Origin of the sequence: Novipirellula aureliae, from assembly GCF_007860185.1 — a bacterium.
Lineage (GTDB): Bacteria > Planctomycetota > Planctomycetia > Pirellulales > Pirellulaceae > Novipirellula_A > Novipirellula_A aureliae.
This window is the reverse complement of sequence record NZ_SJPY01000002.1, coordinates 841337-857756: the sequence shown is the minus strand read 5'-3', so window position 1 is coordinate 857756 and position 16420 is coordinate 841337. Positions and strand designations below refer to the sequence as shown.

Annotated in this window: 13 protein-coding genes; 3 read left to right on the top strand and 10 right to left on the bottom strand. The window is 52.7% G+C overall.

Annotated features, from left to right (window positions below; translation table 11 throughout):
* Window positions 1-130 precede the first annotated feature (130 nt).
* Complete coding sequence (locus Q31b_RS08845; RefSeq protein WP_146599289.1) at window positions 131-337, top strand: hypothetical protein; 207 nt, start codon at window positions 131-133, stop codon at window positions 335-337.
* 439 nt (window positions 338-776) lie between these two features.
* Here the strand turns inward: Q31b_RS08845 and Q31b_RS08840 are convergent, their stop codons facing one another.
* The 10 genes from Q31b_RS08840 to Q31b_RS08795 form a co-directional block, all read right to left on the bottom strand.
* Window positions 777-1166, bottom strand: a complete 390-nt coding sequence (locus tag Q31b_RS08840; RefSeq protein WP_146599288.1) for a NifB/NifX family molybdenum-iron cluster-binding protein — start codon at window positions 1164-1166, stop codon at window positions 777-779.
* A 386-nt stretch (window positions 1167-1552) separates the two neighbouring features.
* Window positions 1553-1990 (bottom strand): DUF134 domain-containing protein, encoded by a 438-nt coding sequence (locus tag Q31b_RS08835; protein ID WP_231617409.1) that lies wholly within the window; start codon window positions 1988-1990, stop codon window positions 1553-1555.
* Window positions 1991-2226: 236 nt separating this feature from the next.
* Window positions 2227-3105, bottom strand: coding sequence for a damage-control phosphatase ARMT1 family protein (locus Q31b_RS08830; protein WP_146599286.1), 879 nt, complete (start codon window positions 3103-3105; stop codon window positions 2227-2229).
* Window positions 3106-3247: 142 nt separating this feature from the next.
* Complete coding sequence (locus tag Q31b_RS08825; protein WP_146599285.1) at window positions 3248-4726, bottom strand: arylsulfatase; 1479 nt, start codon at window positions 4724-4726, stop codon at window positions 3248-3250.
* A gap of 145 nt (window positions 4727-4871) precedes the next feature.
* Window positions 4872-5912 (bottom strand): glycoside hydrolase family protein, encoded by a 1041-nt coding sequence (locus Q31b_RS08820; protein ID WP_146599284.1) that lies wholly within the window; start codon window positions 5910-5912, stop codon window positions 4872-4874.
* 285 nt (window positions 5913-6197) lie between these two features.
* Window positions 6198-8816, bottom strand: coding sequence for an alpha-L-fucosidase (locus tag Q31b_RS28925; protein WP_231617408.1), 2619 nt, complete (start codon window positions 8814-8816; stop codon window positions 6198-6200).
* Between the two features lie 466 nt (window positions 8817-9282).
* On the bottom strand, window positions 9283-9468 hold the full coding sequence (locus Q31b_RS08805; RefSeq protein WP_146599283.1) for a hypothetical protein: 186 nt from the start codon (window positions 9466-9468) through the stop codon (window positions 9283-9285).
* Between the two features lie 162 nt (window positions 9469-9630).
* Window positions 9631-10848, bottom strand: coding sequence for a DUF1559 domain-containing protein (locus Q31b_RS08800; RefSeq protein ID WP_146599282.1), 1218 nt, complete (start codon window positions 10846-10848; stop codon window positions 9631-9633).
* 397 nt (window positions 10849-11245) lie between these two features.
* A complete protein-coding gene (locus tag Q31b_RS28070) occupies window positions 11246-11404 on the bottom strand; it encodes a hypothetical protein (protein ID WP_197171203.1) in 159 nt (52 codons plus the stop codon).
* A gap of 160 nt (window positions 11405-11564) precedes the next feature.
* Window positions 11565-12773, bottom strand: a complete 1209-nt coding sequence (locus Q31b_RS08795) for a DUF1559 domain-containing protein (protein WP_146599281.1) — start codon at window positions 12771-12773, stop codon at window positions 11565-11567.
* 783 nt (window positions 12774-13556) lie between these two features.
* Between Q31b_RS08795 and Q31b_RS08790 the strand changes: the two genes are divergently transcribed.
* Together Q31b_RS08790 and Q31b_RS08785 are read left to right on the top strand one after the other, a co-directional pair.
* Window positions 13557-15554, top strand: a complete 1998-nt coding sequence (locus Q31b_RS08790) for a histidine kinase (RefSeq protein WP_146599280.1) — start codon at window positions 13557-13559, stop codon at window positions 15552-15554.
* Between the two features lie 32 nt (window positions 15555-15586).
* The gene (locus tag Q31b_RS08785) at window positions 15587-16246 is read left to right on the top strand and encodes a response regulator (RefSeq protein WP_146599279.1); all 660 of its coding nucleotides are present in this window, start codon (window positions 15587-15589) and stop codon (window positions 16244-16246) included.
* Window positions 16247-16420 lie beyond the last annotated feature (174 nt).

Here is a 16420-nt window from a genome sequence, read left to right as displayed (position 1 = left end):
TTACCCTCATTCTTCGTTGTGACAAAACACGAGCGTTTAATGTACACACCGTTATCTCCGTTCGGCGTTCCGTTTTCTGCTTATTCCGATGAGAAATTTGCAAATCGAGCGATACAATCCGTGAAAGAAAATGATGGCCTTTTTTCTTTGCATCGTCGTTAGTGTGCTGGTTTTCACCAGTTTAGCTGTCGTCTTTTTGATGTCGCGTGCTCCTGTCGTCGAGGAGGAGGAGGAAGAGCTACCAAAGACGCAAACCGCTTCGTCTAGCCATGATCTCCTAACCTTGGAATTCGGGAAACGGAGTGAGGACTATCACGATCCGCCCGTTTCGGCTTAAGGAATGTTCATCTTTGTGGGCGTACTTCTGTTTCTTTTTTCCTTCATCTATTCTCAAATATTTACGGAGTCGCGAAATCTTCGAGTGCCTTTAGGATGCTGATATCCTAATTGACGAAAGGCTGTGCGATAGGATAATTCGAGTATCGCGAATAGACAATCCCATCGCATCTGTTTGCAGGCCAATGTTGCCAGCCACTATGTATTTCGTTTGCGGCAAGGAAGTCGTGATGAAATGGCTGTGAGAATTCGGTGCCGCCGCTGCGTTCTGTCTGACCGCCTACCCGTTGCCTGCGTTTTTCAATGTGTCGACAAGCCTGGTATGCTTGAACGATACAGTTGATCAGGTTCGATTGAAATTCTCAATTGGTCGCAATCAAGGGGCAATGGCCCGTTAATCACCGCAGGAACCATCTCGACGAAAGTGACTTTATGAAGGTTTAGTGGCAGCGACAAAAATCACTGGCCGGTTTCAAATGCCCTGTGACGTACTGCTCGACCGCTTCCCGTGGTGTGATTTGGCCATCAATGACGAACGGCTCGGTGCCGGAATCGCGAAGTGCCTCTGCTGCACGCCAGCCCATGCCGTAGCAAAGGACGGCTGTGCAATCCGATAGCGCCGCCGCGATATCCGCGTGGCTATGTTCATGATTGTGTTCATGATTGTGGTGACCGTCGCATTCGCCTTTCGCATGCGCAGTATGTGTGTTGGACCGCACCGTTTCGTTTTCAACGTTTTTGTTTTGGACATCAAAAACGATGAAGCACTTCGAGCGGCCGAAGTGCTGTGAAATTGAAACCCCATCGTTTGAGGCTACTGCAATCTTCATAAAGAGACTCCTTAATAAAGGTATGGTGCTAGTGGTGTGTCAAGGTCTCGTTTTAGGGTGGTGGACGAGGCAACGAGTCCTTTTGGACCGCTGTGCAGTCAGGGACTCGTAGCCTCGTCCACTACGACCAACCCGATTATTATTTTGACGCAGTGCTCGTGCTTTGTCACAACAAAGAATGAGGGTAAGAATCTTCCGTGACTGTGGCTTCCAGCCGCAGTTACTGGGGTGCTGTGGCTTCCAGTCGCAGTTACTGGGGTGCTGTGGCTTCCAGCCGCAGTTACTGGGGTGCTGTGGCTTCCAGCCGCAGTTTACTGGGGCAAGATGTTCCAGACACTCTTTTGCCAAGCCTAATATCAAGCGGTGGCAATGCGCTAGATCGTTATTCATAATGTGTCGTCACGTTGAAAGCTCCGGCTTTGACACTCTGGACATGTATCGGGGCTTCCGGTTCCAAATGGCAGTTTCCAAACATTTCGACAATCGCCACAGACGAACGTTCGCTCTGGGACGATTTCGATCGCACCGCCTTCAATTCGCAGAGCCATCCCGTTAATCAACGCTTGCGTGACCTTCTTTCGTGCCGAGTCAATCATTCGACCGAACGTTCGTCGCGAGACGCCCATCTGTTTCGCCGCTTGGACTTGGTACAGCTCTTCGATATCCGCTAGCCGCATCGCTTCGAGTTCGTCGATCTCAAGAACGATCTCTTCCAAATCCCTGGTCGGGACACCGGCTGGCTTGAAGTAAGTGCAATCGGGTGAAAGGCCGACTCGTCGGCATTGCTTCGGTCGCGGCATGTCGGCTGCTCCAAGGTCAAACATTACCCATTGTGCGCATAGGGGCGTTACCTGTCAACCTGGCTGTTTGCCAGGACGTTTGGGATTTTTGGTGAGAGTTGTCGCCATGCGGCCATCCTGAATTTCATCACAATCCGCACGGCGGGTCACTTTGCCGAAATCGCGGATTTGACCGTGATGCATAGAACCGGGATGCATAGAACCGTGATGCATAGAACCGTGATGCATAGAGTGGATGAAGTTGGCGGAGTCAGCGCAGCTTAAATTGAATCGCCAGCAGACGCCTCGGGGTGATTGTGGTGCAAGACCAAGGTTCCGACCGGTTGGCCGATATGCTGACCCACGACGGCGCATTTGACTTTAAACAGAAAAAAAATGTTTTGCTTGCTGCCGTCTAGCGACTCAAAATTCGCTTGGCCTTTGGCGATGATCAGATCGGCACGAGAAAACCGCTCTTGAAACTCGGGGCTACACGCAGTCAGTTCAATGCCGGCATCATCACAACCGGTGTCGGTGACTGCTACCCAGCCGTCGAGGCCAGCCTCCGTAGCATCTGCGCGCAGCGCGTCATTGATGGCAGGGCCGCCTTTGACCACGACGGTGATTTTTTCTCGCGGCAAGCATTCGAGGAGCAGTCGGTCAAAGACCAGTTCCCCCGCGTTGTCTGCTAGAAACAGAATCTCGGTCGCGCGTTCCACCGCAGCGAAGAATTCGGCCACATCGCCATGGAACGGACCGGCAACGGACCTTTCCAGTTCGGCAGGAATGGTTTCCGCGGTTAGATTACCGTTCACGCCATAGTCAATGACATTGCCGGCAATGGCCATTTTCACGGCAGTCAGTTGTGGGTTTGCTGCTCTCCGCAGCCGTTCTTGCCAGTCGGGCAACAGCGCCAATGCGAGCCGGTTGGATTCCTGCTTGACGTCGAGATACGGATCGTCTTGTCCGGTGAGTTCACGTACCCATCGGCGCAAATTCCCGCCAAACAGCGGCGGTGACTGGGTCAGATCCGCTTGGCTGGCGCGACGCAGAATTTCACGTACGATCTCTTCCTGAACGCGCGGATCCGAAGTCGCCATGCGTGCGACATTGAGCCCTTGCGACACAAAGCAAGGTAGGCAATCCAAGCTGCTTTTCATCGGTTTTTACGCTCCACTCTTACGTTTTTCGCTTGTCGATGGCCCAAACCATGCGGGTCTTCTCATCTCAATGGCTTCAGGAATTTCGCGGGGGGGCATTCCCGTCTCAGCGACGCAGCATTCCCGTCTCAGCGACGTAGCCTTACAGTTCGTCGGGAGTCCATGCAGGGAGTCCATTTTCCTCAAGCTGCTTTCGGTAGCGGATCGCCAATGGTTGATCGTTTGGCGATACCCTGGGCAAGTCTTCGTTGACCATTAGCGGGAGCGATGACGCCCACCAGCGGTCGTATGCTTCTCGTAGGGTGGCGACCACTTCGGGATTGGCCTCGGCAACATCGGTCGTCTCACCCGGATCCGCAGAAATGTCGTAGAGCTGTTTGTTGTTGACGAAACGCCAGCGATCGGTCCTGACCGCGCACTTCTGAAACTTGAAGTCGTCTCGTTTTCCCTTTGGCCAACGTCCACAATGAAAGAACAGTTCCCGATCTGGCCAAACCGCTTCGGGATTTTTTAGCAGCGGCAGCAGTGATCGACCATCAAACGCTTGGGCGTTGTCAGGAAGCGCGACGCCAGCCAAATCACAAAAGGTCGGATACAGATCGATATGCGCCGTCAGTGCGTCGATATCAACACCTTCGCCCAGCACCCCTTTCCAGTACCAGAACGCCGGGACGTGGGATCCGCCTTCATTGGGCGAGTTCTTACCGCCCTTTAAATTGGCGTTGAAGTGCCTGACCCTTTCGCCGTTCAACGTTCCGCTCATGTGCGTTGCCCCGTTGTCCGTCATGAAAATGACAAGTGTGTTGTCGAGCGCGTCCCACTGGTTCAACTTTTCCATCAAGCGACCAAAGTTGTCGTCGATATTTTCGATCATGCCGTAGCGGCCCGCCGTTCCTTTGTCCCAGCCTAGATCCAAAAATCGCTTCGTGTATTTCTCTGGTGCGACCAGTGGTGCATGCGGCGCGTTGAGTGCGATGTAGGCGAAGTAGGGCTTGCCCGATTCATGCTGGTCCTTGATCCAAGCCAAACCCGATTGAAAGAACAGATCCGTGCAAAAGCCTTGGGTCTTTACAATGGTGTCGTTGTGCAGCAGCACGTTGTCGAAGTAGACGTTTTCTTTGTTGGGCGGGAAATCACCAAGTGAAACCTGTCCGATCCCGCCGGAGCCATGGATCAGCACTTCGTCAAAACCACGGCTACCAGGCAGGTATTCGTCCTCGTCACCAAGGTGCCACTTGCCGAAAATCCCGGTCTTGTAACCGGCGTTCTGCAATGCCTGCGGCATCGTGAACGTACTCAACGCCATCCGCTCTCGCTGCAGAATCGTATGCGTGACACCGTTCTTAAACGGAGCGCGGCCGCTCATCAACGCAGCGCGGGTTGGTGCGCAGGTAGGGCTGACTTGAAAATCGGTGAAACGAGTTGACTGCTCATAGAACCGATCGATGTGCGGAGTCCTGACGACCTCGTTTCCCATACACGACAGATCGCCCATCCCTTGATCGTCGGTCATAACCAGCACGATATTCGGGCGACTGCCCTTGATGGTTTGGGCTTCCGCGACGTGAGAACAGACGAGCGTCAGGAGGATCCCCACGCTCAATCCAATCGATAACTTCATTGTTTGTTCCTTGGCGTTGGTTCGTATATGGTGGAAAATACGTCGTCGTTCCTGAGCAGCCTAATGATTGTTTGGTAAGGCCTGCTCTTTTATTTGGCGATCAAAAGAACAGCAAGCACCACAATAGGCAACATAGCGTCTATTTTTATTCTTCCTCATTCCATTGGTCAATTTTCACATAATAGCCGGCCGTTGGATCCTTGTCATGACAGGCTAGGAAGAGATATTCAGGCCGTCCGTCCTTCCATAAAATGTGGGGCCTTTCACTGCGTGCCAGTTTTTCACCGAAATACATCTCGTTGGTCAAATAGCCGACTTCTGGAAGTCCCCAATCGAGCCCATCCTTGGATGTATAGATAAGTCCGGGACGTAAGCCGCCCGAGTTTTTATGGTTCGCGGGCAGCGGGTTCCCTTCCAGCATATCCTTCACTCCCCGACGATCTTCAACAATCATCCAGTACCTATCCTTGTAGTAGAAGGCATAGGGATCTTCGATATCGAGTTGCTTGTCGGCATAACTAAGCACTGGGTTCCCCGTATGATTTTCATACGGGCCTTCAATCTGATCACTCATCGCCAACGAGATTTCCCTGAACTTATGCTTTGTCGTCATCGATTTGTAATAGACCCGGAATTTCCCGTCGGGAGCCGCAACAAAGGTCGGGTTCGATGCATGGTTAATCGTCGCGCCGCCCATTTCTCCGGAGGCCGGAATAATCGGATTGTGCGGACTCTCTTGCCAGGGGCCATCCAACGACTTTGCTGTGGCAATGCCGACCTCCTGCATCGAGCCGTTTTCGTCGTTATGTTTGTTGTAGAGGTAAACGAGGACATAGGTATCGTCCACTTTGGAAATCTGCGGGTTGTGATAGGACGCCTCGTCACTTGAAAGCAAATCGCCCTCTAATGTATACGGCCCTTCGACGGAATCCGCCGTCCAATGAACGATCTTGCTGTCTTTTATCCAGCTGCCTTTGTTGGGAATGACGGAATTAAAGATGTGCAGTTTCCCGGCTTCGTCGTAGATCGGCGCCATCCCCCAGGTCCAGGAATCCCCATCCGACGGAAGGATGTAACTTCCGGGAACATGAGACTCACAAAAGGAGGATTCCTCGATGGCCAGCACCCTTTCCGATGACAGAACCAGAAAAGAGAACACCGCTAACGTCATTGTCATTATCTTCATCAAGCTACCTTTTTTTAAATTACTTACACTTTATCCATTTTCAACTTGTATCAGAAAACATTCCGTCCCCGCTCCATGAGGCACCACGCACTATTCTTCAGCTTTCGCTTCTGCAACCTCCAGGCAAACCACGGTGCAAATCGGATCGACCGCTACACTCGTGGTTTGCCGCAGTTCGATTTTGGGCTTGGCAAAAGAGTGGCTGAGGCATCTTGTCCCGGTAAGCTGCGGCTGGAAGCCACTACCAGGAAAGATTGTTATTCTCATTCTTCGCTTGGCTAAGCACTAGGGAGTTTCAACGTCTTTCCAAGTAATGCGTCCCTGTTTCTTCTCAATGTCTAGAAACACACTCGCATGTTTAAATTCCCGGGTGTAAGTGTACCCATCTTGGACCGCCGGTCCCTTGGGCGGGCCCAGAGGTTTATCGTATTCTGCAAACCGTTTTAGCCAAACAGAACTGTCGTTATTGTTCGCACTGTATCCATCATGCGGATAGACATAGCTATACTTCTCGGCACAAATCAAAAAGAGCGCCAGGCAGTACTCCAGACGCGGCCGCGTATCGGCCCCCTGCGACAACTTCTTCCGGGAGTCATCGATCCTAAGTCCTCCTGACGCGGCGTTGCCCAGTCCCATCGACATGCAAATGATTTTCCCCTGACGTGCGGCTTGCTGCACGGCGTCAATGCCTCTTGCTAAATACTCTAGACGTGTGAATCCGCCGGCTTCACTTTCGATGCCCTCAAGGTAGGATCCGTCAAAGTACTGCATGTAGTTCAATCCGGAATCTGTCAGTCTGGCACGGATAATATTCGCGATTAACATCTTGTTCGGCGGAGTCCTGTCTTGCAGATCCTTCATCATGACAGCGTAGCCGTCAGCCACCTCCTGCTTCCGTTGGGCGCCGAGTTCGCTGCCAAGAAAGGCCGGCTCTAGGGCCTTGATATTTCCATCCAAGAAGATGCCGTCAATCTCATCATGGCCAGCCATTTCCACGCAATGGTCCACCCACCATTTGCGCAAAGTAGGATCGGAAAGGTCATAGACTTCCCTAACACCGCGATGCAACTTCTTGTTTCCATTGCGTGCCACAAGAAAGGCATTGGGAATGTCCCTCAGTCCGTCATTCACGTTATAGCTGCCATAATTGCACATGACGTTGCGGTAGTATAACACCTTGGTTTCTGGATTGACGGCCTTGATGGCCTTGGCCGCCTCACGTGAGCCAGCTTCGGAGGATCCATAGGTCTTGCTACCTGTGGTCTTCTCGAGGGTGACGATGGGAAATGTAGCCAGGTAGTCAATCTCTTCTGGCGTAAAGGCCACGGACTTCCGCATGTGCATATACAAGGGGATCGTATCCCAACGAAACGGAGGATAGTGATCAACGCTCTTTGCCTTAGGGGCGGGGCTGATGCGAAAACCTGTGACCGGCTGATCCGGCAATGTTTTGGGCAACTGGATGGTCAATGCTTCGCCATTGCGCGTCCAGGTCAGCTTCTCATCACTTCCCAGCAGACGGATCGCACCGATTTCCTCCTCGTACAAGCCGCCTTGACCGAGTGTCTTGATTACGATGTCAGCAGTGGGTTTGGCCAAGACAAAGGCATAGAGTGTATCGCCCTTGGTGGTGAAGCGTATATCGTTCTGAGAGAAAGACGCCTTGTTTTCTCCCTGACGACCGTCTTTCATCTTCAGAGGGCCCTCTCCGAAGACCTTCCAAGGGCGGGTGCCATAGATGCCCTCGCCACAGGTTTTCAGAAATGCACCAAAGGTGGTCAGGTACGCAGCTTGGTTTTCCGGCAAGGTGCCATCGCCACGCAAGGCGACGTTGAGCATGACGACTCCATTTTTACTGATGGCATCAACGGCATTGCCGACCATGACCGGGATGCTCATAGGGTTGACTGCACCTTTGCGGTAGTACCAACCGCCGGAGAGATCCGTTGCCCACATCCAAGGTTCGGGTTTTATGTCGGCGGCACTGCCACGCTCCAGATTGTACGTAAACGCTTTGCGGTTCATGTTGCTGTTTTTAAACGACAGAACCGTGGTTTGTTTTCCGCCATTCTCCTTGAGGTCGCGGTTAATAAAATCGCTGAACAGCTTCACCCCGGAAACTTCACCAAACTTGTCCGCCGGATAAGGCGAATCGTTATTGAACATGTCGGGATCATATTTGTCGATGATTTCCCAGCAGCGTTCGAACCAGTGCCGGTTCCAGGATTCTTGGTTGGCATAGCCCTTAGGATCGTAATCCATATTGAACAGCTTCCAAGCCAGCGTGCCTTTCTTCTGGTATTGACGGGCGTTATTGAAAAAACGAGGCGACCAATAGAGGTGGGTTGATACACCGAATTTCATTCCATGCTTGGTGGCTGCATCCTTCCATTCTTGCAGGGTATCACGTTTGGGCCCCATGTCCACGGAGTTCCAGGGATGGGAAGAATCATACATGTCAAAATTATCATGATGGCAGGCCACCGGCATGATAAAGCGGGCACCGTTGTCCTTGAAGAACTTGACCAATCCTTCCGGATCCCAGTTCTCGGCCTTGAAGAGCGGAACAAGATCTTCATAGCCAAACTCGGAGGGGTGGCCGTAACGCTGGGTATGAAACTCCGTGAGTGCACGCGTCATTTCCCGCTGTCCGCCCGCTGCCCAGCCATCGGTTCCGTACATTCTGCGTCCGTAGTGCGAACCATCGTTCGGTCGATTTTCATCGGTCGCCGAAGGAACGCCCCAATGGGTCCACACGCCAATTTTGCCATCCTGAAGCCATTCGGGTGGCCGATAGTTCTCCGCCATCGATTCCCAGTTTGGCTCAATCTGCCCGACGCAGATACTTGCCCACCCCAGGCTCAAAAACAGGCATGCGATGCTTCTCATGTTCAGCTTATTCATACGATTCAACATTCCACTTTGGTTTCTTTATTGCTCATGTTATTCATCCACCGATCACTCGCTGGCCCTTGCGACCACAACATCCGACGCAGCGAACCGGACCGCTGTATCAATCATCCGCGTCTTCCGCCTTGATTCTTTGCAATTCATGGCAAGCGGGCTGCCGATTTAATCGGTTTGACTCGACTTATTGTTAAGCGCCAAGCCATAGGCGACCGCTTGTGGGAAATCTGACGCTTTCGTCTAAGCGTTAAACGGCTAAACCGACAGCCCGTAAGCGTCGAGTTCGGCTTGGTTCGCACCATCCGTTACAGTCCGTGCGGCGGGTTTTCCACAACCAACCACATTCACCATTAAGGTCAGCAGAACGAAAGCACAAGAATCGAAAGATGAAGTTGGAATCGGAAATAGATCGTGCCACGAAGCATCGTTGGATGCGAGTCCTGGCAGAAACGATGACAGCCGTTCAATTCCCCGGCGGCATCTCGGCTTCCGGGCCTTCCATTAACCCTTCCAGCCTCTTTTGGTTTTCTTCGTAAGCTTGGATATCAGAAAGTTCAATACCATCGGTAACCTTTTGAGACGAGGGCTTGCCGCAGCCCGAAAGGATCATAGCGGTGAGCAGAATGCTAAAAGTAAATACGATCTTCATAGATAATTCAGGGGTAAAAAATGGATGAGGTAGTTCAAATTAAGGAATGAATAGAGCGACCCCAGTTGAGGCCGCTCTATTTTTTTTTGGTGACGTCAAGGCGACTCAGTGCAACGAGCGCCTGCTTCAGTGATCACCATTCACGGGCTACGGAGAGGCAAACTAGAACTCTTCATTGATGACTTCTTTCATCGCACGCGTTCCCAATGCACCCCAAAGCCCGTACGGACTCGGCATGCCTGCATGGCTAAGCGCTGAAACCATGCGAGCTCTAGAGTCGCCCGCATCAATGGAATCCGTGATGAACTTCACTGCGCCGTCGCCCATCAAGACATGGGCACCGCCTTGGTGTTGGCTCGATACGGTCGCAGACAATGTGACCGCATCGGAGTTCCTAGGTCCGCACAACTCTCGATTGGGCGGGAGTATTGTCGAGCAGCCTGAGTAAAGTGCACCCTGGTTTGCCCACTGGTAGCCGCGGCCTTGGGTAGCCCGGGTGACTTGAATCGCATCGGGACCCCAAAATTGCGGACGCTCCGGATCGATTGCGCCCGTATCGAGGCAGTAAGATGGATTGCCATACACATTGCCAAGGTATGCCCAGTTCTGGTCCGTCGCCTTTTCAGGAGGGATCCCTCGGGTGTCTTGGTCGCCGAGGTAAGTCACGGTTTCTCCCATCGCGATCGTATTTGATAGGCCGTCCAGGATATCCCTAAACTTGACAACGTCGCGAGGCTTGAAGAAACCACGGTGGTAAGCGCGTGCATTTTCAGCACTCTCCTCAGTCATCGCAATTCGGGACGGGCCTGTTGCGTTTGTGTAAGGCCCTTTGTGGAGGTCTCTGATCGAGTCGCCCAGGCATGCGGCGTAGTTGGTCCGACCTAACGCTGGAAGCCCAAAACCAGGGTCACTGGGGCAGCGGAAGGTCGAAACGTCAGTGGTCCATGGGATGTACTGAATGTTCTCTGGTGTCGGCCCCATTGGAGGCCAGGGCGGAGACTGAACCGTTTCGTCGGTTCGTTGCTGATTCGGATTACTGATGGTCTCCCACAGGGCTTGCTGCTCGATGAAGGGCAAGATGCCAACAAGCATACTCAACCGAATTCGAGAGGATTTCTCGCTCGATGCCCAATACCAATTACCAGCGGTTGTGTCGGGATGAGAGCCCGACCCGTGAGTAGGAACCTGGGAAAAACTTGCGTGGTAGTTGTGGATTCCAAGCCCGATCTGCTTGAAATTGTTACTGCAGCTCATGCGGCGGGCCGCTTCCCGAGCCGCCTGGACCGCCGGCAAGAGCAGTCCAACGAGCACTCCGATGATCGCAATCACCACGAGCAACTCGACGAGTGTAAAGCCACTTTTGACTTTGGAACGCTTCATATGAAAACCTTTGATGGAAGAGGGGGGGAATGGAGTCTGAATCTCGATAATGGAGTGACCCCGAACGTCATAACACCTTAAGGAGTGTATTGTGGTCGTTGCGGAACTCGCGAAACATCCCGCATTCACAGGATAAAGAGATTTTTTTCGCGTTTCGAGGGAAATGTTTTGATCATTTTATTGGCTTCGGCAAAACGCATATGAGCTTGCTTTGCGCAGGATTTGCAGCCTTTTCTCCGTCACGGCAGCCGAGCGAGTCCAGGGGGTGGCGAGTGGATTCAGGGGGAGGGGGGGCGAAATCTTTTGAGCCTGGAAACGTCTGCATGTTTGAGTACGGGGCCAACTTGGCGCGGCCCTTGCGACCACAACATCCGACGCAGCGAACCGGACCGCTGTATCAATCATCCGCGCCTTCCGCCTTGATTCTTTGCAATTCATGGTAAGCGTCGAGTTCGGCTTGGTCCGCACCATCGGTGACAGCCCGTGAGGCGGGTTTTCCACAACCAACCACATGCACCATCAAGGTCAACAGAACGAAAGCGTAAAAGAGTTTCATCGGTGTTCTTCTTGTTTTGAGGAAATTTCTTGTTTTTGAAAAAAGGTGTGGCAGCAGTGTGCCCTCGAGTAATACGGAATCCGAGGACCGTCGGATCCTATCGTCCGCCCAAGCGCCAGCAGTTGCTTTGCCGGCGCTTGTGAATTTTCCAGACGAGATTTTAGATTTCTTCGTCAATCACTTCCCTGGATGCACGTGTTCCCAGTTTCCCCCACAGCCCGTACGGGCTTGCCGATCCGGGTTGATTGTTGATCCCGATCGGAACAGCAGTTTGATTTCCAGCATCAATGGAGTCGGCGATGAATTTAATGGCTCCGTCACTCATCAAAATATGGCAACCACCTTGATGTTGACTGCTCGGCGGCAAGACGCCGGAACGAGTTTGGGCATTGGCTTTACTTGCGCCGTTTTGATCACCCACCTCACGATCGTTGAGCAAACAAACAGGCGAGTTGGGCGGCAGCATGGTGTTCATCACCGTGTGAACAGGATTACCCGATGCCCAGCGATACCCTCGACCATCATCCGCTCCCAACGTGTTCGCATCACTTATCCAAAACAGTGGCCGATTGGGGTCAATGTCCGCGTGATTCGCACACAGACTTGGCGATCCTGTGTGGGGATTGGTCGCTTCTCCTTTCATCGCTAAATTGTTGACGGCCCTCGTTTTGGTCGAGAGATCACCCAGATCGGTCGCGATCTCTCCGGCCATGATCGTATTCGACAAGCCATCAAGGATGTCGCGAAACGTCATCGCACGATGCGGGACAAACACGCCACGCTGCGCCGCCTGAGTCTGCTCAGCACGTTCCGAAGACACGCTAAAATAACGGTCGAATTTTCCATGAGATCCACGGAAGGGACTGTCACCTAAGCAGGCGGCATAGTTGGATCGCCCAAGCGAGGGCAGTCCAAATCCGGGGTCACTTGGGCATCGAAGGGTTGCGAAATCAGTCGCCCAAGGTATGTAATAATCCTTGTCAGGCGTTGGCCCCATCGGGTTTGGACGAAAGGCGATATCGGGCGCGGTGGAGATAAACTCCCAAGCGGCTTGCTGCTCGATGAACGGCATCAATCCGACAAAAACACTCAGTCGTCCGCCGTTGTGGGTCGCTCTCGATGCCCAGGTGTTATTGTTGCCTGGTATCCACGTGCCACCTTTGTGCTCCGGTAGTTGATTGAAGGCCGAATGGTAATTGTGAAATCCAAGCCCGATCTGCTTGAAATTGTTACTGCAGCTCATTCGGCGGGCCGCTTCCCGAGCCGCCTGGACCGCCGGCAAGAGCAGTCCAACGAGCACCCCGATGATCGCAATCACCACGAGCAACTCGACGAGTGTAAAGCCACTTTTGACTTTGGAACGCTTCATACGAAAACCTTGATTGATGATGAGGAAAGGAATTTAGTCCCGGACCTTGCTAAGGGAGGTTGTCGAGACATAGAAGAGCCTTAAAGATCGCATTGTGGGCGTTGTGAAGCTCGTGGAACATCCCGTATTCACAGGATAGAGGGATTTTTTTCCGCGTTTCGCGGGGAACGAGAGGGCCAGGAATCGTAGGTTCCTTCCCCTTCTGTGAGCTAGCCCGGATGATTCATGGGCTTGCAAATTGTTTTGCTAACGTCTACGCCTTCAAGCGTTTACGTTCATTGCTCAAAAAACAGTCTGCGTATTAGCCGTTTTGGCGTTAGCGGCCTGCTGATTTAATCGGTTTGACTCCACTTATTGTTTAACGCCAAGCCATAGGCGACCGCTTACGGAAGAACTGACGCCTTCGGCTAAGCGTTAAACGATTAAATCAGCAGCCCGCTATCGCCAAAACGGCTAAAGAATCATCCGGGCTAGCTGCGTGGAATGGCGGCTAAACTATTGAGGTAGCTGAAAAAAACGCCAAAGGTTTCGTCCACGCTGGAAAGGGAAATTTTTGACGACTTACGCTACGATTAAAACGCGCAGCAATAAAATCGGCATCCCGTGCGGCTGGCATCACAGGCTCCGATCAAGAAACAAAGCACTCGATAATTCGTTTCGGTGTGTGATCAATCCGCATCACAAGTTATGATCATCCAATCGTTAGCACACGCCTGATTCGAACCAAACCAAACCAAAACATAACCACCTTTGATTCCTACATCCTTTCGTCCGATACCTACAATGATCGCTGTCGCAGCGATTGCGATCATAGCGATTGCTTTTGCGATTGGCGGGGTCTCGCGTGATGGAGAGAGCGCCTCTTCGAATTTAGGTCAGCAATCGGTCTCGTCCCTGGAACGACGGCTGACGACGATTGACGGAAATCTGCATTCGTTGGCAAAGCCGAGCATGAGAACTGGCGTTGGTGCCGTTGGCTATCGATCCCTTCCGCAGTCCGATCAGAATCAAGCCCAATGGATTAAGATTGAACTGGCTGAGGAGGTTGTCATCGACCAAATCGTTCTTGTTCCTGCGATTTGGCGTGATTCCAATGGAGGTTTTCGCGCCGATGGATTCCCGCTCGAATTTATCGTCCGAGTGGGTAGCGATAACGATGAAGAAGCGGAAGGTACAATCGTCGCCAGCTATTCGGCGAACGATTCGCTGCTGCCTCGTGTTGCGCCGGTGGTGGTTTCGTTTCCAGCGATTGTGGCCAGATGGGTACGTGTCGAAGCCTCGGTACTCTCGACACGCGGTTGGGACGGGAAGCACATTTTGCAGATGGCAGAGATTTTTGTTTTTAGTGGTCAGCAGAACGTGGCACTGCATCAACGCGTTTACGTTTCGTCGTGCGATCCGGACTCCTTGGGGACGCCGAGACATAAAAATTACCTTGTCGACGGGTTCGTCCCCTATTTGATGGACGCATCCGATGGCGAGCAGAGCCTGGCCTTTGTTGGCAAGGCCGGGAGCGGTGAATCTCCCACGATCACCATCGACCTTGAATCGACTCGTCGTCTCAATGGCATTCGGTTGCACGCGATTGATCTCAGCGATACCGTGCCACAAGCCAAACCAGAAGATTTTGGAATTCCCCGCCGAATGATTGTTGAGGGGGCGAACCGGGCCGATTTTTCCGATGCGAAGCCGTTGATGGAGTATCGTGTCGAATCGGCTTTCGATGCAGGCCCGATCATCATGCGGCGTTTTCCTGACGTGAAATGTCGATACGTGCGTTTCGTCGCCACCGAGCCGTACGACATTTCGTCCGCAGCCTCTCCGCAGGAGACGGCGATCGGTTTCGCAGAAATCGAGATCCTTTGCGACGGATGGAACCTGGCGATGGGCAAGACGTCGAGTGCCAATTTTTTGCCGATGAGCCGGTTGCGTTCCTTGACCACCCTCACCGATGGATACAACCTGTATGGGAGGATCTTGCCGATTCGTCAATGGTTCGGAGAATTGGCAAGACGCCATGACCTGGAAACAGAACGCCCACGGATCGCTGCCGAACTGAAGCAGCGTTATCAGCTTCAGAAAGCAAATCTGAATCGCTTGCGTTGGATGGTTGGATTGCTTGTCTTTGTCGTCGCTTGCACGATCGGGGTGGAACGAGTGATGCGGCGGCGAGCCTTGATAAAAACGCGGGAACAGATCGCCGCCGATCTGCATGATGAACTCGGCGCCAATTTGCACGCGATTGGATTGCTCGGCGATCTGGCGCAAACGGCAACCGAGTCACCTGAGCGATTGAAAGAGATGCTGATACGTATCCGTGAGTTGACTCAACGAAGTGGTGCGGCGGCCAGGTACTGCACCAACATGCTCGAATCGGAAGGTCTTTTTGGAGACCTTGTTGACGACATGCAACGCACTTCGGCACGATTCCTGGCGGATATGGATCATCAACTTACTTTTGAAGGCGAAGACCTATTGCGGCGTTTGAAACCTCCGATTCGCGTCGGACTGCTCCTCTTTTACAAAGAGTGCTTGACGAATATCCTGAGGCACGCCCACGCGACAAGAGTATCCACCTGTCTGAAAACGGACTCAAATGAGTTGCGTCTGATGGTGACGGACAACGGTTGTGGCCTTTCCGAATCTCAACCTGAGCAAATACCAAAGTCTCTTCGTCGGAGAGCCCATCTACTTGGCGCGAAGGTCTCTGCGATTGAGTCTGCTGATAGTGGAACAACGGTAACGCTTCATCTGCGGCTAAACCGAATTACCGTGATTTGAAGACAACGATTGCCGCCCTAAGTGAGAACCCTATGAATAAAATCATCCGAATCATGCTGATCGAAGACAATTCGGAGTACCGGGATGTTATCCGACTCGCGCTCGAGCAAGAGCCGGGGGTGCAACTGATGAGCCATTTCGGTACTGCCGAAATCGCGCTTCGTACACTACAACAGGCTGCCGACGAAGAGCATCCGGAATTGATCCTGCTAGACTTGCGACTTCCGGGGATGGATGGCATTGCGGCGATCCCGGTGATTCGCGAGGCCGCACCGGAGACGAAAATCATCGTGCTGTCTCAATCCGATCGAGAGCAGGACGTGTTGCACGCGATTTCCTTGGGAGCGGCGGGCTATCTCGTGAAGTCCGCAACGCTCGATGAGATCACGGAAAGCATTGCAAGCGTCATCAATGGCGGTGCCCCCTTGGACAAAAGCGTCGCAAAGTATTTGGTGAACGCCTTGCAACCAAAACCGTCGCAGGCGGAAGAGCAATCCCTGCTTTCGGAACGAGAGTTCGAAATCATGAAGCTACTTTCCGAAGGGTTGGTTAAGAAGGAAATTGCCGCAACGTTGGGAATTGGATATTCAACCGTTGACACACACGTCGCGCATATCTATCGAAAGCTCGAGGTCAGCAATGCGCCTTCGGCGGTCGACCAAGCTCATCGACTGGGACTTTTTTCCAACTAACTTTCAGAGATCTATCCGAGGCCTTCATTCTTTGACGCTTCCCCGGCTGCGCCGGGGGAGGTACACCAAGCGTAAACGCTTGTAAAACAAGCACTCAAAAGCGGCACGACCTGGATAGAGAGAGGGGACGGTTTGTTAAAGTCGCAGTTATTCGCACCACCGGGAACGCGGTTC